A 25,202-nucleotide genomic window follows, 5' to 3' on the forward strand; every position below is an offset into this window, starting at 1 on the left:
TGCGCGATACTCGGCCCGTGGCCAGCCTGCCGATCGAGCGCCACCTCCTCCGTGCCAGGGACCTCGCCGACGCTCGCTACACCGAGCAGATCGGCGTCACGGACCTGGCCGCCGCGGCGGGGCTGAGCCAGGCACACTTCACCCGCGCCTTCCGCGCCGCGTTCGGGGTGACACCGCACGGCTACCTGCTCACCCGCCGGCTCGAGCGAGCGGCGGCGCTGCTGCGCAACACCGACCACTCCGTCGCCGACATCTGCATGGAGGTCGGCCTCGCCAGCGTCGGCAGCTTCACGACCAGCTTCAAGCGGATGTTCGGTCGTACGCCGGCCGACTACCGCGCCGCCTTCCCTCCGGTGCCCGGCCGCTTCCCGCTGCCGAGCTGCGTCGTACGGAAGTACGCGCGACCGGAGCACCGCACTTTTCGAGAAGACGCGGCCCCGGCGCCGTCCCTAGCGTCTCCTTCGACACCGGAACACACCGGACCACCCGAAGGAGCATCACCATGAGCATCACCATCTCCACCATCCACCTCTGGGTCCACGACCAGGCCGAGGCGCTGGCCTTCTGGACCGACAAGGTCGGCTTCGAGCTCCGCTCGGACGCCTCCTTCCCCGAGATGCCCGGCTTCCGCTGGCTGACCGTGGGCCCCAAGGACCAGCCCGACATCGAGATGGTCCTCATGGAGATCCCGGGAGCCCCGGTCTTCAGCCAGGAGCAGCACGACCTGATCGAGAAGGTCATGGCGCAGGGCATCGCCGGCTCCGCCTTCTTCGTGACCGACGACGTGCAGCGCGACTACGAGGAGCTTTCCGCCCGCGGCGTCGAGTTCGTCGAGAAGCCCGAGCAGCGCCCGTACGGCATCGACTGCGGCTTCCGCGACCCCTCGGGCAACCAGTTCCGGCTGGCGCAGATCACCGCCGAGTTCTGAGGGCGCGCCGTGTGCCGCGCGCCCGGCGGGGTAGTCCGGGACGAAACGGTCGGTCTACTCGCGAGTAACCGACCGGAACGTCCCGGACTACCCCGACGCGACGACCTACCCCGCCCACCAGCCACGGGTGCCGAAGAAGTCGCCGTACGACGACCCGCCACCGCCCCAGGGAGCGCGATCGCCGAGGTAGGACCCGACGACGGCGGCGCCGAGATCGTCGAGCTCCGGCGCAACGACGCGACCCTCGACCCGGCGCGCCATCGAGTCCACGAAGCGGGCCAGCCCGGGGTCCTCGCCGAGCCGGAAGAACGTGGTCTGGGCGCCGATCCGACGGGCGTTGTCGAGCTCCTGGACGGCGTTGGCGATGGTGAGCGGGTGCGGCGGATAGGAGAACCACACCTCGCCGTCCGGCTCGAGGTGGGCGGTCGGCTCGCCGTCGGTGACGATGAGCAGCACCGGCTGGGCGTTGGGGTGCTTGCGGAAGTGCCGGTTGGCGAGCAGCAGCGCGTGGTGGAGGTTGGTGCCCTTGTCCCACATCGCGTCGAGCGCGGTGAGCTGCTCGATCTCCATCACCTCGGCGTGCCGGCCGAAGCCGATGAGCTGCAGGTGGTCGCCGCGGAACCGGCTCTTGATCAGCGTGTGGAGCGCCAGCGCCGTCCGCTTCATCGGGACCCAGCGGCCGTCCATCGCCATCGAGAACGACGTGTCGACGAGCAGCGCCACGGCGGCCTGGGTGCGCGCCTCGGTCTCCTGGACCTCGATGTCGTCGACGGTGAGGCGGACGCCGTGGTTTCGAGACGGGCGCGGGGCGCCCTCCTCAACCACCGAACGCTCTCCGACCCCGCGTACGACCCCCGAGCCCTCGCCGACCTCGCGGACGACCGCGTTGGTGATGGTCCGCGGCACGTCCCACGGCTCCGTGTCGCCGAACGCCCAGGGCCGGCTCGCGCCGGACAGGTCGCCGGCGGCGCCGGCGCGGCGCAGCTCGCGCTGCCCCTGGCGCCCCGAGAGGCGCTCGGCGACGTCGCGCAGGAGCGACCTGCCGAGCTGCCGCATCGCCTTCGGGGTGAGCCGCAGGTCGCCGTCCGAGCCGCGCTTGAGCGTGCCGGACTCGCGCAGCGCCTGCTCGATCCGCTGGAGGGTGCGGGCGTCGACCGCGGCCTGCTCGCCCAGCTGCCGGGCGAGGGCGTCGAGGTCGACGTCGTCGAGCCGGCTGCCGGCGTACGACTGCTGGAGCTGCTCGGAGAGCTGGTCGAGCTCGGAGAGGTCCTGGAGCACGCCGGTGCCGTCACCGAGGCCGAGCCCCTCCTGGCCCTCGAACTGCTCGGACCCGCCCCAGTCCTCCCCGGGGCGCAGCGCCTGCAGGTTGGAGTCGAGCTGGGCGAGCTGGTCCATGAGCTCCGGCGACCCGAACGCCTGCGCGGAGAGCTGCATGAGCTCCTCGCGCTGCTCCGGTGACATCGAGTTGAGCATCCGCTGGGCCGCCGCGGACCGCTGGGCGAGCGAGTCGAGCAGCTCGTCGACGTCCTGGGGGTTCTCCGGGAAGAAGTCCCCGTGCTTGTCCATGAACTCCTGGAAGTCCTCCGGGGTGTCTTCGCCCAGCCGGTGCTTCTCGAGCAGCTGGTTGAGGTCGGAGAGCATGTCCTGGACGCGGGCGCGGTCCTCGTCGGTGGCGTTCTCGAGGGCGTCCTTCATCCCGGCGAAGCGCTGGTCGAGCAGCTCGCGACCGAGCAGGTCCTTGATCTCCTCGTAGGCCTCGCGGGCCTCCCGGCTCTGCCAGTCGTACGACGACAGCTCGGTCACCGCCGCGGCGGTGTTGGGCGCGCCCCCAAGAGGCCATGCGGCGTCGAGCCGCATCTCCCGGAAGGCGCGGTCGGAGTCGTCCATCTCGACGTCGCGGGCGAGCTGCTTGCGCTCCTCGAGGACGGCCTTGTCGAGCAGCTCGCGGACCTGCTGCATCGTGCCGTCCAGGTTGTGCCGCTGGAGCAGGTCGCGGCGACGCTCGGCGACCCGGCGGGCGAGGTCGTCGAGACCCGTCTGTTCGCGCCCTCCGCGGCGCAGGAACTCCCGCATCGCCCGCTCGGGGCTGTAGCCGGCCATGACGTCCTCGCCGATGGCGTCGAGCGCCTCGGCCAGGTCCACGGGCGGGGCGAGCGGGTCGCCGCCCTCGTAGCGCTTGTACCTGCTCATGGTGTCGACCTCATCCGTAGACCGTCTCGCCGCCGGCGGAGTCCTTGCCGATCCTGCGCGCGAGGTAGAGCCCCTCGAGCGCGAGCTCGATGGCACCGGCCCGCTGGCCGTCGTTGCTCGCGCCCAGCCGGTCACAGACCTCGTCGTACAGCTCCGACTCGCCGAGCACCGGCAGGCCGGCGAGGAAGTCGCGCGCGGCCATCTGCGAGCCGGTCGTGATCATCCGGCCGTCCTCGATCGCGTCGACGAGGAGGGCGAAGTCGAGGCCGCGGAAGTGGCTCCGCACCGTCTCCGCGAGCGCGGTCCGCAGCAGGTGGGTGAGGATCTCCTGCTCGCGGCCCTCCTCCCCGGACTCGAACTCGATCTTTCCGCCGAGCACGTCGACGGCGGTCTCGAGGTCGACGACGCGGGCGACCGCGGCGTCCTCCCCCTGGACCGTGGCGCGGTGCAGCGCAGCCGCGGCGACCGTCTCCGCGCCCGCGATCGAGAAGCGCGCGGAGACCCCGGAGCGCTGGTCGACGGCGGAGGAGTCGCGCAGGTTGCGGGTGAATCGGGCGAGGACCTCGAGAAGGTGGTCGGGTACGTCGGCGACGAGGTGCGCCTCCTGCCGGATGACCGCCATCTCGGCCTCGAGCTCGAGCGGGTAGTGGGTGCGGATCTCGGCGCCGAACCGGTCCTTGAGCGGGGTGATGATCCGGCCGCGGTTGGTGTAGTCCTCCGGGTTGGCGGAGGCGACGACGAGCACGTCGAGCGGCAGCCGCAGCACGTAGCCGCGGATCTGGATGTCGCGCTCCTCCATCACGTTGAGCATCGCGACCTGGATCCGCTCGGCCAGGTCGGGCAGCTCGTTGATCGCGACGATCCCGCGGTGCGAGCGCGGGATGAGGCCGAAGTGGATCGTCTCCGGGTCGCCCAGCGAGCGGCCCTCCGCCACCTTCATCGGGTCGACGTCGCCGATGAGGTCGGCAACGCTGGTGTCAGGCGTGGCGAGCTTCTCGGCGTACCTCTCCGAGCGGTGCTTCCACGCCACCGGCAGGTTGTCGCCGAGCTCGACGGCGCGGCGGCGGGACTCGTGGGTGATCGGGTCATACGGGTGCTCGCCGAGCTCGGAGCCGGCGATCACCGGGGTCCACTCGTCGAGCAGCCCGACGAGCGTGCGGAGGAGCCGGGTCTTGCCCTGGCCGCGCTCGCCGAGGAGTACGACGTCGTGGCCGGCGATCAGGGCGCGCTCGAGCTGCGGGACGACGGTGTTCTCGAATCCGTGGAGCCCCGGCCAGGGATCCTCGCCGGCCGCGAGCCTCGCGAGGAGGTTGTCGCGCAGCTCGGTGCGCAGCGGCTTCTGGACGTGGCCGGAGGCGCGCAGCTCTCCGACGGTGGTGATGGTGGGAGCGGATCCGGGAGTGCCCCCGGTGGCAGATCTGGTGATGGGAGCGTTGGAGGCTTCTGTCACGTCCTTCACGCTACGCCGCGACCCAACCCGTGGGTGACGGGCGCGTTACGCCTCCGTGCGTCCGCGTTCCCCGATCTCACTGGTTTGGGTCCACACTCGGATCGTGACCACCCGGAACCTGCCGCTCGACCCGCACTCGCAGGCGCTCTTGGACGCCGTGATCGCGATGTCCGGCGACCTCGACCTGCGGAGCGTGCTGCACCGCATCACCAGGTCCGCGTGCGAGCTCACCGGGGCGAGGTACGGCGCGCTCGGGGTGATCGGCAAGGACGGCAGTCTCGGCGACCTGATCACCCACGGGATCGACGCCGACGTGCACGCCGGCATCGCGGAGCGTGCGCTCGGCCGCGGGATCCTGCGCCTCGTCATCGACGACCCGCGCCCGCTGCGGCTCGCCGACCTGAGTGAGCATCCCGCCGTCCACGGCTTCCCGGCGGGGCACCCGCCGATGCGCTCGTTCCTCGGGGTCCCGGTGCGGGTGCGGGACACGGTCTTCGGCAACCTCTACCTCACCGAGAAGGCCGGCGGCGCGGAGTTCGGCGACCTCGACGAGACCCTGGTGACGGCGCTCGCCGCCGCGGCCGGCCACATGATCGAGAGCGCCCGCGCCTACGGCCTCAGCGAGCGTCGCCGGCAGTGGCTCGAGGCCACCGCCGAGATCAACGAGGCACTACGCCCGCCGCTCGACCACCGGACCGCGCTGGCCCGGATCTGCACCGCGGTCCGCGACGTCACCCGCGCCCGCGCCGTCTCCGTCCTCAGCCGGGACGAGCACGGCCCGGTCGCCGCGATGGCGGCCGAGCCTGTCGACGAGGAGCGCGTGCGGGCCGGCACCCTCGCCCTCGACGATCTGCTGCCGCTGGTCCTCGACGGCGTGTGCGAGCACGAGGTCGAGGGGCTGTACGCCGACGTCGTACCCCTCAGGTCGGCACTGGCCGGACGGGCGGCCATCTGCGTGTTCCTCGACCGGCCGATGGTGTTCTCCGGCGAGGACGAGCGCGCGCTGTGGATCCGCTTCGCCGACCAGGCGGCGCTCGTGCTCGACCGCGTCCATGCGGTCGAGGACCGCGCCGACCTGGCGGTGCTCACGGACCGCGAGCGGATCGCGCGCGACCTGCACGACGTGGTCATCCAGCGACTCTTCGCGACCGGCCTGCAGCTCCAGGCCCTCGGGCAGCGCACGACCGACCCCGAGGTCGGGGAACGGCTCACGGAGGCGGTCGACGCCCTCGACCTCACCATCAAGGACATCCGCAGCTCGATCTTCGAGCTCCACACCCACGCCGAGGGCTCACTGCGGGCGGAGGTGCGCGGCGTCGTGCGGGAGTACGTCGGCGGACTGGGCTTCACGCCCGTCGTACGCATGCTCGGGCCGGTCGACACGGTCGTGCCCGAGCACGTCCGCGCCCACCTGCTGCCGGTCCTGCGCGAGGGCGTGTCGAACCTCGCCCGACACGCGATGGCGCGCGCGGCCGAGATCGAGCTGTGCGTCGACGAGGGGGAGGTGGTGCTGACGGTGCGCGACGACGGCGTCGGGATCGACGGCACGGTGCCGGAGAGCGGGCTGCGCAACGTCCGCTGCCGCGCCCAGCAGCTCTCCGGGTCCTTCACCGTCTCCGCGCGGGAGCCGCACGGCACCTCGTTCGTGTGGCGGGTGCCGCTCGTCTGACCGCGGCGACTAGTCGGGGCGGTCCGGCCGGCGGAGGAGCTTGTCGGCGAGCAGCGCCGCCTGCGTCCGCCTCTCCACCCCGAGCTTGGACAGGATGCTGGAGACGTAGTTCTTGACCGTCTTCTCCGCCAGGAACATCCGGTCGGCGATCTGGCGGTTGGTCAGGCCCTCGGCGATGAGCGCGAGCAGCCGCTGCTCCTGGGGCGTCAGGGCGGCCAGCTCGGGCGCGACCGACTGCGGGTTGCGGACCCGCTCCAGGACGCGCGTCGTGAGCGAGGGGTCGATCAGCGAGCTGCCGGAGGCGACCACCCGGATCGCGGAGACGAGGTCGTTGCCGCGGATGTCCTTGAGCACGTAGCCCGCCGCGCCGGCCATGATCGCCGAGAAGAGCGCCTCGTCGTCGTCGTACGAGGTGAGGATGAGCGCGGCGATCTTCGGGTGGTTGGCCCGCACCTCGCGGCACACCTCGATGCCCGAGCCGTCGGGCAGACGGGCGTCGAGTACGGCGACGTCCGGCTGCAGCCTCGGCAGGTCGACGAGCGCCTCGGCGGCGGTGCCGCCCTCACCCACGACGTGGAGGCCGTCATGGGTGTCGAGCAGGGTGCGGAGCCCCGCGCGCACGACCTCGTGGTCGTCGAGCAGGTAGACAGTGACGGCGGTACTCACTGTGAGACCCCCCTCCTGTCGAGGCTCACCACCCGATCTGCTAGCTCCAGGCCGGTCTCGGCATGGGACATCCAGACGATGCTGCGCCCATCCTCGCCGGTCAGGACCTCCCTCGCCACCTGTTCGGCGGTACTCGTGTCGAGATGCGCGACCGGCTCGTCGAGTACGAGCACCGGCTGGTCGGCGAGCAGCGACCGCGCGACGGCCAGCCGCGCCCGCTCGCCGCCGGAGACGCCGGCAGCGCCGTCACCGAGACGGGTGTGCAGACCGTCGGGCAGGGCGTCGAGCCAGTCGCCGAGGTGGGCGCGGCGCAGGACCGCCTCGACCTCGGGGTCGGTGGCCTCCGGGCGGGCGAGGCGGACGTTCTCGACCAGGGTGGAGGCGAAGACGTGCGGGTCGTCGTCGACGAGGCCGACCCGGCGGCGTACGTCGGCGAGGGCGAGCTCGTCCAGCGGCCGGCCGCCGAGCGTCACCGCACCGCGGGCGGGGTCGAGGAAGCGCAGCAGCAGCGCCGCGAGCGTGCTCTTGCCCGAGCCCGACGCGCCGACCACCGCGACCCGCTCGCCGCGGACGAGCGTGAGGTCGAGGCCGTCGAGCACCTCGCGGCCGCCCCGGTCGGCGCTCAGGGCCGTCGCGGCGACGGTCGTGTCGACGGGTGCCGGGCCCGCGGCGTGCGGCTCCCTGACGGCGGGCTCGCGCCCGGTCAGATCGGCGAGCCGGCCGGCCGCGGCCACGGTGCGCGCTCGGGTGCCGCCGGCGTCGGCGACGGTGGCGGCCCCCTCGGCGAGCGCGAGCGGGAGGAGCGCGAGCAGCGCCAGCAGCGGCCCCGAGAGCGTCCCCGCCGCGACGTCGTCGCGGAGCAGCCAGACGACCGCGGCGACGCCGAGCCCGGCAGTCAGGAGTACGACGGCGCGGGCCGCGCCGAGCCAGCGGGCGGCCGTCGTGGCCGCGGCGGCGGAGCGGAGGCTGAGCTGGTCCATCCTCACCAGTACCCCCGTGTCCGCCTGCCACATCCGCAGCTCCGTCGCGGCCTGCGCGGCCTCCACGACGGCGTCGGAGATCTCGGCCCGGGTCGCGACGAGCGTGCCCTCCGCGCGCGTGGCACCGCGCCGGGCGAGCACGAAGGCGGCCGCGCCGCCGACCACGCAGCAGCCGCCCACGACGGCCCCGGCGACCGGTGCCAGCAGCGCCGCGACCACCGTCGCCATCGCCGCCGCGATCGCGAAGCTGCGGACCGGCAGCCGCACCCGGAGCTCCTCGTCGAGGACGCAGTCGACGTCGTCCACCACGCTGGCCAGCAGGTCCCCGCGCCGCCGCGGCAGCGCCCCGGGGACGAGCGGCACCAGCGCGTCGTACACCTTCACCCGCGCCTCGGCCAGCAGCCGTAGCGCCGCGTCGTGGGACCGCAGCCGCTCGACGTACCGCAGACCCGGCCGCGCCAGCCCGAACGTCCGCACCCCGACCATCGCGACGAGCAGCGTGAGGATCACCGGGTGGTACGACGCCTTCACGATCAGCCACCCGGCCAGCGCCGTCAGCGCCACCCCGCTCGCCGTCGCGAGCCCGCCGAGCACCGCCGCCCACCACAGCCGCCCCCGTCGAGTCGGGGCTTGTGGCTCGTCGAGTCGGGGCTTGTGGCTCGTCGAGTCGGGGGTTGTGGCTCGTCGAGTCGGGGGTTGTGGCTCGTCGACCACCTCCGGCGGCTCCAGCCCGAGCACCCGGTCGGCGAGCGCGACGAGGGCCTGCTTGTGGGCGACGAGTACGACGCCACGCGACCGCCCCAGGGCGACGACCGTGTCCGCGATGACCTGTTCGGTGACCGCGTCGAGGTGGGCGGTCGGCTCGTCGAGAAGCACCCACGGACGGTCGGCGAGCACGGCCCGGGCGAGCGCGAGCCGGGCCCGCTCGCCCGCCGAGAGCGAGGCGCCGTCCTCGGCGAGGTCGGTGTCCAGCCCTGCGGGCAGCTCGGAGACGCGACGCGCCAGCGCCACCTCGCCGAGCGCCGCCCAGAGCCTCTCGTCGGTGGCGTCGGGCGCGGCGAGGCGGAGGTTGTCCGCGACGGTGCCGCGGACGAACACCGGCCGCTGCGGCACCCAGGCGAACGCCGACTGCCAGGCGGCGTCGTCGGCGGCCTTCCGCGCGCCGATGCGCACCGAGCCCTCGGTCGGCTCGACGAGCCCGGCGACCGCGGCGAGCAGCGTCGACTTCCCGCAGCCGCTCGGGCCGGTGATCGCGGTGACGCCGCGGGCCGGGATCTCCGCGGACACCGGCGCGAGCGCGGGCCAGGTCCGGCCGGCGTACGTCACGGAGAGGTCGCTGACGACGAGAGGGGTCACAACCCCCGACTCGACGGGCCACGACTCCCGACTCGACGGGATCTCCAGGTCGGCGGCGGCCTCGAAGGTGGCGACGCCCTCGGCGGCGGCGTGGAACTCGGTACCGACACGGCGCAGCGGCCAGTACGCCTCCGGGGCGAGCAGCAGGACGATCAGCGCCTTCTCGAGCGAGAGATGGCCGTCGGCGAGCCGGATGCCGACGGTGACGGCGACCAGGGCGACGGAGATGGTCGCGACGAGCTCGAGGATCGCCGAGGAGGCGAACGCGATCCGCAGGGTCTGGAGCGTGCGCACGCGGTAGCGCTCGGTGACCGCCCGGATCGTCGCGGACTGCGCCTCCGCACGCCGGAAGGCGACGAGGGTCGGCAGGCCGCGTACGACGTCGAGGAAGTGCCCGGAGAGCGTCGACATCGCCCGCCACTGGGACTCCGCCCGGTCGCGCGTCGCGAGGCCGACGAGGATCCCGAAGACGGGGATCAGCGGCAGCGTGGCGAGCACGATCAGCCCGCTCATCGGGTCGAGGACCGCGATGGCGACGAGCACCAGGAACGGGAGTACGCCGGCGAGCACCAGCGCCGGCACGTAGCGCGTCAGGTACGGCTCGGCCGCCGTGACGCCGCGGGTCGCGAGGACCGAGAGAGACCCCGACGGGCCCGACGCACCCCGTCCGCGCAGCAGCGCCCCCACGACCCGCCGCCGCAGGTCCGCGCCCACCAGCCCCGCGGCGCGCGCGGCGGCGACGTCGCCGACCCACCCGGCGATCCCGCGGCCCGCGAACACGGCGACCACGACGAGCGCCCAGGCCCCCACCGCCCCGCGCCCCGAGCCGCCGAGCGCGGCGAGCAGGAGCTCGGTGACGGCGTACGCCTGCGCGATGAGGAGCAGGCTGCCGGCCAGACCGGCGGCCACGGTGACGGCGAGCGGCCGCCGCGCCGGCGCCAGCTGACGCCGCAGCCGTGGGTCGGTCGGTCTCATCCGCGGGCCTCAGGCCACCACGCCGCCGGGGTCGGGGTCGATCCCGGTGTGGTCCTTGTGGCCCTCCTCCTCGAGCTCCTCGGTCGGGATGTGGTGGACGGCGATCCGCTTGCGGAAGACCCAGTACGTCCACGCCTGGTAGGCCAGCACGCACGGGGTGAAGATCGCCGCGATGATCGTCATCACCGTCAGCGTGTAGCCGGTGGCCGAGGCGCTCTCCGTCGTCAGCGAGAAGTCGGGTGACGTGGTCGAGGGCATCACGTCGGGGAAGAGCGCCACGAAAAGCCCCGCCACGGCGAGCGCGATCGCGAAGAAGGTCCCGAGGAACGCCCAGCCCTCGCGCGCCTTGAGCGCCGCCCCCAGGCCGGCCACGAGGGCGACCGCCGCGACGGCGAAGATGATCGCCGTGGCCAGGTCACCGGTGTGCACCTGTGTCCAGACCAGGAAGACCACGGCGAGTACGGCGGCCACGACGCCGACACGCACGGCGAGCGCCCGGGCCCGGTGGCGGATGTCGCCATCGGTCTTGAGCGCCACGAACATCGCGCCGTGGGTGAGGAAGAGGCCGAGCGTCACGAGCCCGCCGAGCAGGCCGAACGGGTGCAGGAGGGTCAGCAGGTTGCCGGTGAACTCCTTGTCACCGTCGATCGGCACGCCGTACACGATGTTGGCGAAGGCCACGCCCCACAGCAGCGCCGGCACGAACGACCCGACGATGACCGCGCGGTCCCACCAGCCGGCCCAGGTGGCGCCCGGCCGCTGGTGGCGGTACTCGAACGACACGCCCCGCACGATGAGGGCGATCAGGATCAGGAACAGCGGCAGGTAGAAGCCCGAGAAGAGGGTGGCGTACCACTCCGGGAAGGCGGCGAACGTCGCGCCGCCGGCGGTCAGCACCCACACCTCGTTGCCGTCCCAGACCGGGCCGATGGTGTTGATCATGACCCGCCGCTCGCGCTCGTCGCGGGCCAGGATCGGCAGCAGCATGCCGACGCCGAAGTCGAACCCCTCGAGGACGAAGTAGCCCATCCAGAGGATCGCGATGAGGCAGAACCAGACGGTGGTGAGCTCCATGGCGGTCTCCTCAGTACGCGAAGGTGAGCGGCTTGTCGCGGTCCTCGTCGGACTCGCGCCACTTCGGGGTGGGCGGCTCGACGAACGGGTCGGCGCCCTTCTTGACGAAGCGGACGAGCAGGCCGACCTCGACGACCGCGAGGACGAGGTAGACGAGTGTGAAGCCGACCAGCGAGATCCAGACCTCGGCCGCGCTGACTCCCGGCGAGACGCCCTGGCTCGTCGTCAGCAGCCCGAAGACCACCCACGGCTGCCGGCCCATCTCGGTGAAGATCCAGCCCACCGAGTTTCCGAGCAGGACCATCACCGGCGAGGCGATCGCGACCACCGCGAACCAGCGGGCGGTCGGGGCCTTGTTCTTGCGGGTGAGCCACAGCAGCCCCAGCCCGACGAGGGCGCCGACCACGCCGAGGCCCATCATCCAGCGGAAGCTCCAGTAGGTGATCGGGATGATCGGCGTGTAGTCGCCGGAGGAGAACGTCGTGGAGGAGGTGTCGGCGCCGTACCTCTCGCGGTACTCCTTCTGCAGGTTGTAGATCCCCTGCACCCGCTGGTCGGTGTGGCCGGTCGCGAGGAAGGACAGGACGCAGGGCACCTCGAGGGCCCACTTCTTGTGCTTCCCGTCGCGGGTGCCGATGGTCAGGATCGAGAACGGCGCGCAGGTGTCGGAGGTGTCCCAGAGCGCCTCGGCCGCGGCCATCTTCATCGGCTGTACGTCGGTCATGATCTTGCCCTGCACGTCGCCGGAGATGCCGACGCCGATCCCGGCGACGACCATCACCCAGGCCGCGAAGCGCATGCCGCCGCGGTACATCGACCGGTCGGCCTCCGCCTTCTTCACGTAGAGGACCGCGGAGATGCCGAGGATGAACGCCGCCCCGGTCATGTACGCCGCGAGGATGACGTGCGGGAAGGTGCCGAGCTGGACCTTGTTGAACATGACGGCCCAGAAGTCGTCGAGCTCCGCGCGACCGGTGGCCTTGTCGAAGTGGTAGCCGACCGGGTGCTGCATCCAGGAGTTCGCCGCGAGGATGAACCACGACGACGCCAGCGTCCCGATGTGGACGATCCACATGCAGCCCGCGTGCAGCGACCTCGGCAGCTTGTCCCAGCCGAAGATCCACAGCCCGAGGAAGGTCGACTCGAGGAAGAACGCGAGCAGCGCCTCCACCGCGAGCGGGGCGCCGAAGATGTCGCCGACGAAGCGGGAGTAGTCCGACCAGTTCATCCCGAACTGGAACTCCTGCACGATGCCGGTGACCACGCCCATGGCGATGTTGATCAGGAAGAGCTTCCCGAAGAACTTCGTCAGCCGCAGCCACTCCTGCTTGCGGGTGCGGAGCCAGATGGTCTCCATGATGGCGACTAGGAGGCTGAGCCCGATCGTGAGCGGGACGAAGAAGAAGTGGTAGACGGTGGTGATCCCGAACTGCCACCGTGCGAGGTCCAGAACGCTGTCCACGACAGCCACTATCTCGTGATGTAAAACCGGGTGCCAGGCCCGAGGGCCTTCGCAGGGGGCACTTTGGTCTCTTTGGTCACAGGACCGAGGTCCCGCGGACCGCCCCGGACTCAGACCAGCGGGTCCGGTTCGGCGTCCGCCGACGGGGGTACGACGAGCACCGGGCACGGCACCTCGCGCAGCATCGCGCGCGCCGTACCGCCCAAGTGGCCGCGGGGGAAGAGCCGCGCGCGGCGGGCGATGACGAGCAGGTCGGCACCCTCGGCGAGGACCTCCAGCCCGACCGCCGGATGCCGCTCGATGACGGTGAGCTCGGTCTTCACGTCGGGGTAGTCGGCGAGCACCGGCGCGATCGACTCCTCCAGCGCCGCGCGCATGTCGGCGCTCCACCCCTCGGTGTCGAGCTGGTCGGGCAGCAGGAGCGCGTCGTACGCCGTCGTGGAGAGGTGCCAGGTGTGCAGGACGCGCAGCGTCGCGCCGCGCTTGCGGGCGATGCCGAGAGCGGTCCGGAGCAGCGGGGCGGCCGTCTCGATGGTCTTGACCCCCACCCCGACGACGTGGTGGTCGTTGCCGGTCCAGCCGTCGGGGACGACGGCGACCGGGCAGCGCGCGCCCGCGGCGAGCGCTGTGGTGGTCGAGCCGGTGACGAGCCGCTCCAGGCTCGAGTGCGGCTGGAAGCCGAGGACGACGAGCCGCGCCCCCTTGGCCGCCTCCAGCAGCGCCGCCTGGCGCTGGCCGTGGAGCAGGTCGCCGCGCACCCGGGACGGGTCGAGGAGGCTGGTGGCGAGCGCCATCGCCTGGGCCAGCACCGCCTGCCCGGCCTCCTCGAGCCCCTCGACGGCCGTGGGCACCAGCGTGCTGTAGCCGGTCACGACGTGGGCGAGCCAGAGCTCGGCGTCGTTGCGGGTGCAGACGTCGGCGGCGTACCTGATCGCGGCGTCGCCGGCGCTCGACCCGTCGACGCCGACGAGGACGGTGCCGTGCAGAGCGTCCTCGCCCTCGTCGAGGATGCCCAGTGCGGTCTCGGTCGCAGCGCTCATGCGCGGTCTCTCCCTTCGGTGGAGGGGCTCGGCTCAGGCCCCGGTCAGGTAGCCCAGCAGGTCCTGCCGGGTCAGCACCCCGACCGGCTTGCCGTCCTCGTGGACGAGCAGCGCGTCGGAGCTCTCCAGCACGCCCGCCGCCGCACTCGCGTCCTCGGTCGCGCCGATCGTCGGCAGCGGCGGCGACATGTGCTGCTCGACCGAGTCGGTCAGCCGCGCCTTGCCGGTGAACAGCGCGTCGAGGAGGGTGCGCTCGGAGACCGAGCCGGCCACCTCGGCGGCCACGATGGGCGGCTCCGCCCTCACCACGGGCATCTGGCTGACGCCGTACTCCCGCAGGATGTGGACCGCCTCCGCGATCGTCTCGCCGGGGTGGGTGTGGACCAGGTCCGGGATCGTGCCGCGCTTGCCGCGAAGCACGTCGCCGACGGTCTGGGTCGAGGCCTGGCCGGTGGCGAAGCCGTACTGCGCCAGCCACGCGTCGTTGAACACCTTGGTCAGGTAGCCGCGCCCGGAGTCCGGGAGCAGGACGACGATGACGGCGTCCGTGCGGCCCTCGGCGGCCAGCTCCTGCGCGAGCTGCTTCGCGGCGTACGCCGCCATGCCGCTCGAGCCGCCGACGAGGAGCGCCTCCTCGCGCGCGAGCCGGCGGGTGAACGTGAACGAGTCGGCGTCGGAGACGGCGATGATGCGGTCGGCGATGCCGCGGTCGTACGTCGTCGGCCAGAAGTCCTCACCGACCCCCTCGACGAGGTAGGGCCGCCCGCTGCCGCCGGAGTAGACGGATCCCTCGGGGTCGGCGCCGATGATCTGGACCTCGGAGTTCTGTTCCTTCAGGTAGCGGCCGATGCCGCTGATCGTGCCGCCGGTGCCGACGCCGGCGACGACGTGGGTGACCCGGCCCTCGGTCTGCCGCCAGATCTCGGGGCCGGTGGTCTCGTAGTGGGAGCGGGGGTTCTCCGGGTTGGAGTACTGGTCCGGCTTCCATGCGCCGGGCTCGCTCGCCAGCCGGTCGGAGACGTTGTAGTAGCTGTCCGGGTGCTCCGGGGGGACGGCCGTCGGGCAGACGACCACCTCGGCGCCGTACGCCTTCAGGACGTTGCGCTTGTCCTCGCTCACCTTGTCGGGGCAGACGAAGATGCAGCGGTAGCCCTTCTCCTGCGCCACCATCGCGAGCCCGACGCCAGTGTTGCCCGAGGTCGGCTCGACGATCGTGCCGCCGGGCCGGAGCTCGCCGGAGGCCTCGGCGGCCTCGACCATCCGGGTCGCGATCCGGTCCTTCACCGACCCGCCCGGGTTGAGGTACTCGATCTTCGCGAGCACCAGCGGCCCCTCCGCCGCACCGAGCTCGTCGAGCGAGCGCCGCAGCCTCAGTAGCGGGGTGTCGCCGATCAGGTCGATGAGCGAATTCACATACTCCACAGGGCCAGACTAGGGCCTGCGAGCCGCCCGTGAGCGGCTCCGTAGAGTGGTCGCGTGAGGAAGGCAGACGCGTTTCGAAGTGGGGTGTACGCCGGCGGCGGGATCGTCCTCGGCGGCGCGGGTCTGCTCGGCGTGCTGGTTGCGGAGGGCCTCCTCGCCGACCGGGCGGTGCACGCGGTCCAGCTCGACCACGCCCCTAACCCGTCGGGGTGGTACGGCGCCCGGCATCCCGGCCGACCGGTGCAGCTCGCGCTGCTCGGCGACTCGAGTGCGGCCGGCTACGGCATGGAGCGGGTCGAGGACACCCCGGGCGCGATCCTGGCCACCGGCGTCTCGGAGAAGGCCGGCCGCCCGGTGCGGCTGCACGACCTCTCGGTCGTCGGCGCGCGCTCGGCCGACCTGCACCCGCAGGTCGAGCAGGCGATCGCCGCCGAGGCCGACGTCGCGGTGATCCTGGTCGGCGCCAACGACGTGATCAACCGGGTCCGGCCGAGCGTCTCGGTCAGCCACCTCGTGGAGGCGGTCAGGCGGCTGCAGGACAACGGCGTACGCGCCCTCGTCGGCACCTGCCCCGACCTCGGCACCGTCAAGCCGGTGCTGCCGCCGCTGCGCCAGGTCGTCCGCGCCTGGTCCCGCCGGATCGCGGCCGGCCAGACCTTCCACGTCGTCCGCGCCGGCGGTCACACCGTGTCGCTGGCCGACATCCTCGGCGACGAGTTCAAGGCCGAGCCGGCGTTCTTCTTCGGCGCCGACAAGTTCCACCCCTCCGCGGCCGGCTACGCCGCGCTGGCCGAGGTCCTGCTCCCGCCCACGCTTGCCGTCCTCGGCGTGATCGGCGACGAGGAGGCCGTCCTCGAGACCTACCGCGGTCGTCGGATCATCCCGATCGCCGCCGCCGCGCTGCACGCGGTCAACCGGCCGGGCACCGAGCTCGACCCGGCCCCACGCCCGCGCGGCCGACTGCGCCGCCTCTGGGTCAGCGTGCGCCACTTCCGCAGCCAGGAGCACGGCGAGGTCGAGGCCCCCAGCGGTGCGCCGGCAACCGCGTCGGAGGACAGGACGGGTGCTGAGCCACCGCCGTCGGAGACAGGCAGCAGCTAGTCCTGCTGCAGGATGGCCAGCAGGCGGAGCAGGTTGGTGTAGATCCAGACCAGGCTGACGGTGATCGCGAACGCCGCCCGCCAGGACTCCTGCTCGGGGAGCCCGTTGGCGACGCCGTTCTCGACCATGTCGAAGTCGAGGATCAGCATGAAGACGCCGAGCACGAGGCCGGCGATCGCGGTGAAGATCCCGATGCCGCCGAGACCGAAGAGCCCGAAGCTGGCGCCGAACAGCCCGAGCACCAGCTCGAGCAGGCTCAGCCCGACCATGCCGAAGACGGCGGCCACGACGAAGGTGCGGAACTTGTTGCCGACCTTGATGTCGAGGAACTTGTAGGCCGCGAGCGTGCCCGCGAACGCGGCGAACGTGCCGAGCACGGCCTGCACGACCAGCCCGCCGCCGTAGTAGCCGTCGATCAGCTTGCTGAACGCGCCGATCGAGACGCCCTCGGCGATCGCGAAGAGCACCACCAGCGCCGGGCTGACCGATCGCTTGAACGAGTTGACCAGCGACAGGACGAAGGCGACGCCGCCGCCGAGCACCAGCGCGCTGGAGAGCGGGCCGAGGTCGACGCCGCTGCGGACGTCGGGGGTGAGCAGCCAGGTCGCGGCCGCGGCGAGGACCACCAGCACGATGCTGATGGCACCCTTCTGCACGACCGAGTCGATCGTCATCCGCTCCTGCGCCGGCGCGTAGCCGGGCGCGGCGGGACCGCCGACAGACCAGGAGCTCGGGTCGGTGTAGCCCGCCTGGCCGTAGCCCGGGTAGGCAGTGCCGTTGCCGGCGTACGTCGGGTTGCCGTAGGCGTTGTAGGACGCCTTGCTGAAACCCTCGGAGTTGCGGAACACCGGGTTGTTGCTCTGCATGGTGGTCTCCTCCTTGGAGGCCTTGCCCTCAAAGGCCGAATGGCACCGTCGCTCTGACGGTTCGCCGGACGGCGCCATCTTAGGCACCGCTCACCCGAGTCAACGACACCTCATCCACAGACGTTCCCGACGTGGCTGAAGACTCGCTGTGAGTTGCAGAGGGAGCCGATGCAAAAGCCTGTTCGATCGGCTGATGAGTGCCCCGGGTGGGACTCGAACCCACACTGCGGCGCTTTTAAGGCGCCTTCCTCTGCCGATTGGGATACCGGGGCTGGGCTCTGACGCTACCGATAGGTCTTGCGCTGGTAGACCGCGTGGGCACCGGCGACCCGGTCGAGGAAGAGCAGGCCGTCGGTGTGGTCGATCTCGTGCTGGAGACAGCGCGCCTCGAACGCGTCGGTGGCGATCGTGACCTCCTCCCCCGTGCCCGGGAGGTAGCCGCGGACCGTCAGCCGGCCGGCCCGCTTCACGTCGCCGGTGAGGTCGGGGACGCTCATGCAGCCCTCGCGGGCCCGCTCGTTGCGTGACGCGGCCACCACCTCCGCGTTGCAGAGGACGAAGGTGCCGTGCTGCGTGCGCGCCTTCGGGTGGTCGGAGACGTCGACGCAGAAGACCCGCGCCGAGACCCCGACCTGACCGGCGGCCAGCCCGACGCAGCCGGGCGAGACCCGCATCGTGGCCACCAGGTCGGCCGCCAGCCGGACGGTCTCCGCCGCGGTCGGGTCGACCTCGGCCCCGGGCTCGGAGAGGACCGGGTCGGGCGCGCGTACGACGTCGAGGACCCGCCCCTCGACGCCCAGCTCCGCCTCGGTCCAGGCGGCGACCCGCTCGTTCAGCGTCACAGCTCGTCGCTGTCGGCGGGGCGCAGCGTGGCGTCGACGCCGAGCGAGCGCGCGACGCGGCCGATCGCCTCCTCGAGCACGGGGACGTCGGTGCCGGCCGGCAGGTCGATCTCGGCCACGAGGACGTAGAGCCCGCCCGACAGCCGGGTGGTCAGGTCGGTGATGTTGCCGCCCACCGCCGCGACCTCGCCGACGACCGACGCGACGATGCCGGGGCGGTCGCCGCCGTGGACCGCGAGGACGTACGGCGACCCCTGCTCCTCGGCCGCCTCCTCGTCGGGGAGCCCGAAGACGCTGACGGTGAGCGTGCCGTCGGCGGAGAGCGGGGCGAGCGTCTCCGCGATCGTCTCGCTGTCGGCCTCGCCGGCGCAGACCAGCGTCATCGCGAAGTGTCCGCGCAGCCGCGTCATCGAGGAGTCCTCGAGGTTGAGCCCGAGGTCGGCGAGGCGTCCGGTGGTCTCGGCGATGATGCCGGGCCGGTCGTGGCCCAGGACGGTGATGGCGTGGGTCGTCACCCGGACATTGTGAGGTCCGGGCGCCGCGCCGGCGTACTCCTGCCCGGTCCGCGGCCCGGCTGTGGGCTCAGTTCTCGGCCGGCTTCTCCTCGGTCGGCTCCTCCGGCAGCGGGTCGGTGAGCGGGTCGCCGGAGTACTCCGGAGCGGAGACGGGGTCCTCCGCCTTGACCTCCTCGGCGGCCTCCGTCGGCACGTCGGGCGGGGTGAGGTCCTCGGTCTTGTGGAGCTTCTCCTGGGCAGCGGTCGTGGCGGCGCCGACCTTCTCCTTGACCGTGTCGGCGTACGGGCCCGCCTTCTCCTTCAGCGTGTCGGCGACCGGGGCGGCCTTCTCCTTCAGCGTCTCGGCGTACGGGCCGGCCTTCTCCTTGACCGCCTCGGCGTACGGCGCGGCCTTCTCCTTCAGCGGGGCGGTCTTCTCCGAGGCGGTGGCGAGCGCCGACTGCACGCGCGGGTCGCTCGTCACCCTCGCGGCGCCCGACTTGAGCTGCTCGGACTTGTTCTTGACCAGGACGCCGATGCCGGCGGCGGCGAGGGCAAGGAGGATCAGCTTCTTCACGTTGAGCCTTTCCCAGAGACGTTGGTGGGCCTCAGTCTGTTATGGACCAGGCGATTCCGTCGAGGATGTCGGACTCCGACACGATGAGGCGGTCGACGCTGGCGCGCCTCAGGATGCGCGACAGTATCAGTCCCCCGGCGGCGATGACGTCGGCTCGACCGGGGTGCATCCACGGCAGCGCGCGACGCTCGTCGACGGTCATCCGGACCAGCCGGTCGACGAGCGCGTTGACGTCGGCGACGGGGAACTCGGCCTGGTCGATGGCCTCGCGGGAGTACGCCGTCAGCTCGAGCAGCCCGGCCGCCAGCTGCGTCACGGTGCCGGCGACGCCGACCACCGTCGCGGCCGACTCCACCGTCACCGGCGAGGCGCTGAGGTGCTCCTCGATGTCGCGCACGCAGGCGTCCACCTCGGCCATCGTCGGCGGGTCGGAGCGCAGGTGGCGCTCGTGGAGCCGGACCGAGCCGATGTCCATCGAGTCGGCCACGTCGGGTCCGGCGTCGAGGGCGTTCCCCTCGATGAGCTCGGTGGACCCGCCGCCGACGTCGACGACCAGCACGGGCAGGTCGGGCGCGGCGCGGAGGTTGCGCACGGAGCCGGCGTACGCCAGCGCGGCCTCCTCGGCACCGGAGACGACCTCGGGCTCCAGCCCGAGCCGGTCGCGTACGCCGGCGACGAACACGTCGGCGTTGCGCGCATCCCGCGACGCGGAGGTCGCGACGAAGCGGACCCTCTCGACGCCGTGGTCGCGGATCATCGCGGCGTACTCGTCGATCGCGTCGAACGTCCGCGCCAGCGCCTCGTCGGCGAGGACCCCGGTGCGGTCGACGCCCTGGCCGAGCCGGACGTAGCGCATCTCGCGGGCCTCGACGTCGAGCCCGTCCTCGGTCCGCTCGCCGATGAGGAGCTTGATGGTGTTGGTGCCGCAGTCGATCGACGCGACCTTCCGGCCGGTCCCCGAGGAGGGCGCCCCGCGCCCGTCTCGAAGGGTCACTGCTCTTCGTCCTCGAGCTCGAGGTCGACGCACGGGCCGCTGCTCCACCACTCGCCGAGCCGCTCGAGCACCTCATCGCCCAGCGGGTTGGCGCCGTGGCCCTGGGCGAGCGCCTGGGCCGCGAGCACGTGGAGGCACTTCACCCGGTCGGGCATGCCTCCGGCCGAGACGCCGTGGATCTCCGGGACGTCGCCCAGCTCGTAGCGGGCCCCGAGGTAGGCGTCGTGGGCGCGCCGGTAGGCGGCGGCGAGCTCGGGGTCCTGGGCGAGCCGGTCCTGCATCTCCCGCATCACGCCCGACCCCTCGAGCGTGCCGATCCGCGAGGCGGCGCGCGGGCAGGTGAGATAGAAGGTGGTCGGGAACGGCGTGCCGTCGGGGAGCCGCGGCTCGGTGGTGACCACGTCGGGCAGGGAGCACGGGCACCGGTGACCGATGCCCGCGATGCCGCGCGGGGGCCGTCCCAGCTGTGCCGCGATCGCCGCCTCGTCAGCGGGATCGATCACGCTTACTCCTTCTGGTCGGGTTTGATCGTCGTCGCCGGACCGGTGCCCTGCTTCGGCGGGTTGCCGGCGAGCTCGACGGAGCCCCAGGCGTCGGTCCACCAGGCGGTCGGCTTGGTCGGCTCGCCCACGGCCGACGGCTTCCCGAGCTTCGAGGTGGGCTGGATCCGGTTGCCGTTCGCGTCGAGGGCGACGTAGGAGATGTCGCCGGGCATGACGTAGCCGAACCGCTCGCGGGCCTGCTGCTCGACGTAGGCCGGGTCCTTCCAGCGGTCCTTCTGCTCCTGCAGGTCGTCGATCGACTTCTGCCGCTGGGCGATCTCCTGCTGGAGGGCGTCCATGTCGTGCCGCTGCTGCAGGTAGGCCTTGAGCGAGGAGGCGTACGACACCACCAGCACCGCGAGCACGACGACCAGGATCGCGAGCCGCCCGGTCGGCCGCTGCCGCAGCCGCGGGGCGGCGACGGCGGCCCGCTCGGCGGTGTCGGTGCGCTGGACCCTGCCGAGCCGCCCGACCCGACCCGGGCCGCGGCGGCCGCGGGGTCCGCGCCGGGCGAGCCGGCCGAGCCGGGAGGAGGTACGACGCTGGTCAGCCACGTGCCCGATTCTCGCCGACGGGCCCGCCGACTCGGCGCTAATGCGCACGCGAGTCGCCTGCCCACCCACCGCGGGCTGCGATCGCCGTCAGCCCTGGTAGCGGGGGAACGCGCCCAGCCCGGCGTACCGCGCGGACTCGGCGAGCTCGTCCTCGATGCGGAGGAGCTGGTTGTACTTCGCGACCCGCTCCGACCGCGCCGGCGCACCGGTCTTGATCTGGCCGCAGTTGGTGGCCACAGCGAGGTCGGCGATCGTGGTGTCCTCGGTCTCGCCGGAGCGGTGGCTCATCATGCACCGGAAGCCGCTGCGGTGGGCGAGGTCGACGGAGTCGAGGGTCTCGGTGAGCGAGCCGATCTGGTTGACCTTGACGAGCAGGGCGTTGGCCTGACCGCCCGCGATGCCGCGGGAGAGCCGCTCGACGTTGGTGACGAAGAGGTCGTCGCCGACGATCTGGATCTTGCCGCCGAGCTGGTCGGTGACGGTCTTCCAGCCGTCCCAGTCCTCCTCGTCGAGCGGGTCCTCGATGGAGACGATGGGGTACGCCGAGACGAGCTCCTCGTAGTAGGCGGTCATCTCGGCGGCGCTCTTCTTGCTTCCCTCGAAGGTGTAGACGCCGTCGCCGAAGAACTCGCTCGCGGCGACGTCGAGGGCGAGGACGACGTCCTTGCCGAGCTCGTAGCCGGCCTTGCCGACGGCCTCGCCGATCAGGTCGAGCGCGGCGCGGTTGTGCTCGAGGTCGGGGGCGAAGCCGCCCTCGTCGCCGACGCCCGTGGAGAGGCCGCGGGCCTTCAGCACCGCCTTCAGGGCGTGGTAGACCTCGGCCCCCGAGCGGAGCGCGTCCTTGAACGTCGGCGCCCCCACCGGCGCGATCATGAACTCCTGGATGTCGACGTTGGTGTCGGCGTGCGCCCCGCCGTTGAGGATGTTCATCATCGGCACCGGCAGCAGGTGGGCGTTCGGCCCGCCGACGTACCGGTAGAGCGGGAGGCCGGCGCTGGCGGCAGCGGCCTTCGCCACGGCCAGGGAGATGCCGAGGATCGCGTTGGCGCCGAGCTGGGCCTTGTTGGGCGTGCCGTCGGCCTCGAGCAGCGCCTGGTCGACCGCGCGCTGGTCGTCGGCGTCGATGCCCTCGACCGCCGGGCCGAGGGTCTGCTCGGCGGCGTCGACGGCGGTGTGGACGCCCTTGCCGCCGTAGCGGTCGCCGCCGTCGCGGAGCTCGACGGCCTCGAAGGCGCCGGTGGACGCGCCGCTGGGGACGGCCGCGCGGGCGAAGGTGCCGTCCTCCAGGACGACCTCGACCTCGACGGTGGGGTTGCCTCGCGAGTCGAGGATCTCGCGGGCTCCGACGGCTTCGATCGCTGCCACTGTGTGCTCCTTGCGCTGGTCGACGGATGCGCGAGCCAGCCTAGTCCCGCCCGGCCGCACCGGATCCCGGGGCCTTGGGCGCACCCGACGTTCACCGACGGCTCCCCTGCCGGTCACCCCGACGTCGCCCGGGATCAAGAGGGTTTCGGCGGCGACCACGCCACCCCGATGCAGTTCCACCCCGAGAGGAACACCCATGCACCTTCGTCCGACGCTCGCGGTCATCGCCGCGGGTGCGATCTCGTACGGCGGGCTCGGACTCCCGCTCCCCTCGGCGGCCGCCCAGCAGGCGCCGCACCACCCCACCGCCCAGCACGGGACGAGCAGCCAGGCCCACGGCCCGGCCTCCGTCTTCAGCCGGCTGGCGACGTACCCGGTCTTCCAGAACGTCCCCGACGGCGTGGACCCGGCCGACCCGACGGTCGCCGAGATCTCCGCTGCCTCGCCCGACGGGAAGACCGTGGCCTACACCGACGCAGCCGGTGGCCGGATCGGCTTCCTCGACATCAGCGACCCGGGCGACCCGAAGGGTCTCGGTACCTTCGACGTCTCGGGCGGCAAGGGCGGCTCCCCCACGTCGGTGTCGATCGTCCCGTCGAGCGCGGGCGACGTCGCACTGGTCGTGGTGGACGACAGCACGTACCCCGACGACGGCTCCGGCAGCGGGACCCGCGCGGGCCGCCTCGACGTCGTCACGCTCGCCTCCCCGCACACCGAGGTCGCCTCGATCGACCTCGGCGGCCAGCCGGACTCGATCGCGATCAGCCCGGACGGGAAGTACGCCGCGATCGCGATGGAGAACCAGCGCAACGAGCTCGCCTGCAAGGACGGCGCGACGATCACCGTCGACCCCGACGACGTCGAGGACAGCGACTGCAGCGACGGCGACCTGGGCGACCTTCCGCAGGCGCCCTCCGGCTTCGTGCAGGTCATCGACCTCGCCAGCGCCGACCCGGCCGACTGGACCGCGAGCCCGGTCACGCTCGACGCCGACACGCTCGCCGGCCTCGACACCCCGGAGGACGCCGAGCCGGAGTACGTCGACATCAACGACCGGGACCAGCTCGCGCTGACCCTGCAGGAGAACAACGGCGTGGTCGTCATCGACCTTCGGTCGAAGAAGATCCAGCACGTGTGGAGCGCCGGCAACGACGTCGTACCCGGCATCGACACCACCGACGACGGCCTCTTCGACCCGGACGACACGATCGACCTGCCGCGGGAGCCGGACGCGATCCAGTGGGTCGGCAACGGGCTGGTCGCCACCGCGAACGAGGGCGACTGGAAGGGCGGCACCCGTGGCTGGACGGTCTTCGACGCGGCCACCGGCAAGGTCGTCTGGGACGCCGGGAACAGCTACGAGAAGCTGGCCGTGAAGTACGGCCTGTTCAACAACGACCGGGCGGACAACAAGGGCACCGAGCCGGAGGGCCTGGCCTACGACGTGATCGGCGGGACGCCGTACGCCTTCGTCGGGTCCGAGCGCAGCAACTTCGTCGCGGTGTACGACATGACGAACCCGCGCAAGCCGGCCTTCGAGCAGGTGCTGCCCGCGACCAACGGGCCGGAGGGGCTGCTGCCGATCCCGAAGCGGAACCTCTTCGTCGTCTCCTCCGAGGAGGACGACGCGGACGCGCTCGTGCGGGCGTCGGTGAGCGTCTACCGGCTCGGCACGTCCGCGGCGAGCTTCCCGACGATCGAGTCGGCGACCGGCAAGGACGGGTTCCCGATCGGCTGGGGCGCCCTAGGCGCGCTCAGCGCGGTGCCGGGCAGGCCGCACGAGCTGTACGCCGCCAGCGACGTCGCGTACGCCACCGGACGGATCTACACCGTCGAGACGTCGAGGACGCCGGCGCGGATCACGGACGTACTCGAGGTGAAGGACGCGGACGGCGCCGTGATCGACGACGGCTCGATCGACATCGAGGGCATCTTCGCTCGCCCGCAGGGTGGGTTCTGGGCCGCCGACGAGGGCGCCACGGGGGCCGAGAACGCCCTGCTGCGTCTCTCCTCGACCGGGCGGATCCTGCAGAGCGTCCCGCTGCCTGCCGAGATCTCGTCGCACATCAAGAGCTGGGGCCTCGAGGGCGTCACGGCGGTCGGGAGCGGACGGAACGAGCAGGTGTACGTCGCCGCGCAGCGGCCGCTGTGGGTCGACCCGACGGTCTCCAACTCCCAGCTGCAGGAGCTCGAGGGCCACGTCGCCCGGATCGGCCGCTACACCCCGGCGACCGGCCAGTGGGAGTGGTTCGGCTACCCGCTCGAGTCGACCTCGGTCAGCGGTGACTGGCTCGGGCTGTCCGAGATCACCGCGGTCGACACCGACACGCTCGCGGTGATCGAGCGTGACAAGCAGAACGGCACCACCGCCCGCATCAAGCGGGTCTACACCGTCGACGTACCGAAGCACGGCGTCACCGGCTCCGACCCGATCACGGCTCCGCTCACCAAGCACCTGGCGTACGACGTGCTCCCGGCGCTCCGGGCTCCGCACGGCTGGACCCAGGAGAAGCTCGAGGGGCTCACGATCGGCGCGGACAAGAAGGTGTACGCCGTGACCGACAACGACGGGCTCTCCGACGCCACCGGCGAGACCGTCTTCCTGCGGCTCGGGCCGGCAGGGCGGATCTTCGGTCGCTGACGAGTCCGGTGCCC

21 protein-coding genes and 1 tRNA gene are annotated in these 25,202 nt (G+C 72.3%); 5 read left to right on the top strand and 17 right to left on the bottom strand.

The window, feature by feature from the left end:
• Window positions 1-17: 17 nt before the first annotated feature.
• Both ABLE53_RS04930 and ABLE53_RS04935 read left to right on the top strand, forming a co-directional pair.
• Window positions 18-506, top strand: a complete 489-nt coding sequence (locus ABLE53_RS04930; RefSeq protein WP_348857571.1) for a helix-turn-helix domain-containing protein — start codon at window positions 18-20, stop codon at window positions 504-506.
• On the top strand, window positions 503-928 hold the full coding sequence (locus ABLE53_RS04935) for a VOC family protein (RefSeq protein WP_348857572.1): 426 nt from the start codon (window positions 503-505) through the stop codon (window positions 926-928). The genes ABLE53_RS04930 and ABLE53_RS04935 overlap by 4 nt, the downstream gene beginning before the upstream one ends.
• A 105-nt stretch (window positions 929-1,033) precedes the next feature.
• Here ABLE53_RS04935 and ABLE53_RS04940 read toward each other — a convergent pair whose 3' ends face one another.
• Together ABLE53_RS04940 and ABLE53_RS04945 are read right to left on the bottom strand one after the other, a co-directional pair.
• Window positions 1,034-3,118 (bottom strand): VWA domain-containing protein, encoded by a 2,085-nt coding sequence (locus ABLE53_RS04940; RefSeq protein WP_348857573.1) that lies wholly within the window; start codon window positions 3,116-3,118, stop codon window positions 1,034-1,036.
• Between the two features lie 10 nt (window positions 3,119-3,128).
• Complete coding sequence (locus ABLE53_RS04945) at window positions 3,129-4,568, bottom strand: magnesium chelatase ATPase subunit I (protein WP_425474838.1); 1,440 nt, start codon at window positions 4,566-4,568, stop codon at window positions 3,129-3,131.
• A gap of 103 nt (window positions 4,569-4,671) precedes the next feature.
• Between ABLE53_RS04945 and ABLE53_RS04950 the strand changes: the two genes are divergently transcribed.
• Window positions 4,672-6,237, top strand: a complete 1,566-nt coding sequence (locus ABLE53_RS04950; RefSeq protein ID WP_348857574.1) for a GAF domain-containing sensor histidine kinase — start codon at window positions 4,672-4,674, stop codon at window positions 6,235-6,237.
• Between the two features lie 9 nt (window positions 6,238-6,246).
• Here the strand turns inward: ABLE53_RS04950 and ABLE53_RS04955 are convergent, their stop codons facing one another.
• From ABLE53_RS04955 to ABLE53_RS04980, 6 genes are all read right to left on the bottom strand, one after another.
• Window positions 6,247-6,903 (bottom strand): response regulator, encoded by a 657-nt coding sequence (locus tag ABLE53_RS04955; protein ID WP_348857575.1) that lies wholly within the window; start codon window positions 6,901-6,903, stop codon window positions 6,247-6,249.
• Window positions 6,900-10,214: a thiol reductant ABC exporter subunit CydD gene (gene cydD / locus ABLE53_RS04960; protein WP_348857577.1), complete on the bottom strand. Its 3,315-nt coding sequence runs from the start codon at window positions 10,212-10,214 to the stop codon at window positions 6,900-6,902. Before cydD ends, ABLE53_RS04955 begins: the two co-directional genes overlap by 4 nt.
• 9 nt (window positions 10,215-10,223) lie before the next feature.
• Window positions 10,224-11,288, bottom strand: a complete 1,065-nt coding sequence (gene cydB / locus ABLE53_RS04965; RefSeq protein WP_348857579.1) for a cytochrome d ubiquinol oxidase subunit II — start codon at window positions 11,286-11,288, stop codon at window positions 10,224-10,226.
• 10 nt (window positions 11,289-11,298) lie between these two features.
• Window positions 11,299-12,750: a cytochrome ubiquinol oxidase subunit I gene (locus tag ABLE53_RS04970; RefSeq protein ID WP_348857581.1), complete on the bottom strand. Its 1,452-nt coding sequence runs from the start codon at window positions 12,748-12,750 to the stop codon at window positions 11,299-11,301.
• 110 nt (window positions 12,751-12,860) lie between these two features.
• On the bottom strand, window positions 12,861-13,790 hold the full coding sequence (locus ABLE53_RS04975; protein ID WP_348857582.1) for a universal stress protein: 930 nt from the start codon (window positions 13,788-13,790) through the stop codon (window positions 12,861-12,863).
• A gap of 33 nt (window positions 13,791-13,823) precedes the next feature.
• Window positions 13,824-15,212: a cystathionine beta-synthase gene (locus ABLE53_RS04980; protein ID WP_348857583.1), complete on the bottom strand. Its 1,389-nt coding sequence runs from the start codon at window positions 15,210-15,212 to the stop codon at window positions 13,824-13,826.
• 54 nt (window positions 15,213-15,266) lie between these two features.
• On the opposite strand from ABLE53_RS04980, the gene ABLE53_RS04985 reads away from it, so the two are divergent.
• The gene (locus ABLE53_RS04985) at window positions 15,267-16,313 is read left to right on the top strand and encodes an SGNH/GDSL hydrolase family protein (protein WP_348857584.1); all 1,047 of its coding nucleotides are present in this window, start codon (window positions 15,267-15,269) and stop codon (window positions 16,311-16,313) included.
• Here the strand turns inward: ABLE53_RS04985 and ABLE53_RS04990 are convergent.
• The 9 genes from ABLE53_RS04990 to eno all read right to left on the bottom strand — a co-directional run bounded on the left by ABLE53_RS04990 (window position 16,310) and on the right by eno (window position 22,547).
• A complete protein-coding gene (locus ABLE53_RS04990; protein ID WP_348857585.1) occupies window positions 16,310-17,179 on the bottom strand; it encodes a Bax inhibitor-1/YccA family protein in 870 nt (289 codons plus the stop codon). The genes ABLE53_RS04985 and ABLE53_RS04990 overlap by 4 nt on opposite strands.
• 198 nt (window positions 17,180-17,377) lie before the next feature.
• Window positions 17,378-17,451, bottom strand: a tRNA-Leu gene (locus ABLE53_RS04995).
• Between the two features lie 12 nt (window positions 17,452-17,463).
• Window positions 17,464-18,021 carry a peptide deformylase gene (gene def / locus ABLE53_RS05000; RefSeq protein ID WP_348857587.1) on the bottom strand — a complete coding sequence of 186 codons (558 nt, stop codon included), beginning with the start codon at window positions 18,019-18,021 and terminating at the stop codon, window positions 17,464-17,466.
• Window positions 18,018-18,536, bottom strand: coding sequence for a glycine cleavage system transcriptional repressor (locus tag ABLE53_RS05005; RefSeq protein ID WP_348857588.1), 519 nt, complete (start codon window positions 18,534-18,536; stop codon window positions 18,018-18,020). The genes def and ABLE53_RS05005 overlap by 4 nt, the downstream gene beginning before the upstream one ends.
• Before the next feature lie 67 nt (window positions 18,537-18,603).
• A complete protein-coding gene (locus tag ABLE53_RS05010) occupies window positions 18,604-19,092 on the bottom strand; it encodes a hypothetical protein (RefSeq protein ID WP_348857589.1) in 489 nt (162 codons plus the stop codon).
• Window positions 19,093-19,123: 31 nt separating this feature from the next.
• Window positions 19,124-20,086, bottom strand: a complete 963-nt coding sequence (locus ABLE53_RS05015) for a Ppx/GppA phosphatase family protein (RefSeq protein ID WP_348857590.1) — start codon at window positions 20,084-20,086, stop codon at window positions 19,124-19,126.
• The gene (locus ABLE53_RS05020) at window positions 20,083-20,589 is read right to left on the bottom strand and encodes a DUF501 domain-containing protein (RefSeq protein ID WP_348857591.1); all 507 of its coding nucleotides are present in this window, start codon (window positions 20,587-20,589) and stop codon (window positions 20,083-20,085) included. The genes ABLE53_RS05015 and ABLE53_RS05020 overlap by 4 nt, the downstream gene beginning before the upstream one ends.
• A 2-nt stretch (window positions 20,590-20,591) precedes the next feature.
• Window positions 20,592-21,182 (bottom strand): FtsB family cell division protein, encoded by a 591-nt coding sequence (locus ABLE53_RS05025; protein ID WP_348857592.1) that lies wholly within the window; start codon window positions 21,180-21,182, stop codon window positions 20,592-20,594.
• Window positions 21,183-21,269: 87 nt separating this feature from the next.
• Window positions 21,270-22,547 carry a phosphopyruvate hydratase gene (eno, locus tag ABLE53_RS05030; RefSeq protein WP_348857593.1) on the bottom strand — a complete coding sequence of 426 codons (1,278 nt, stop codon included), beginning with the start codon at window positions 22,545-22,547 and terminating at the stop codon, window positions 21,270-21,272.
• A gap of 196 nt (window positions 22,548-22,743) precedes the next feature.
• On the opposite strand from eno, the gene ABLE53_RS05035 reads away from it, so the two are divergent.
• On the top strand, window positions 22,744-25,188 hold the full coding sequence (locus ABLE53_RS05035) for an esterase-like activity of phytase family protein (RefSeq protein ID WP_348857594.1): 2,445 nt from the start codon (window positions 22,744-22,746) through the stop codon (window positions 25,186-25,188).
• Window positions 25,189-25,202 lie beyond the last annotated feature (14 nt).

The organism is Nocardioides asiaticus (genome assembly GCF_040049175.1).
Taxonomy (GTDB): Bacteria; Actinomycetota; Actinomycetes; order Propionibacteriales; family Nocardioidaceae; genus Nocardioides; species Nocardioides cheoyonin.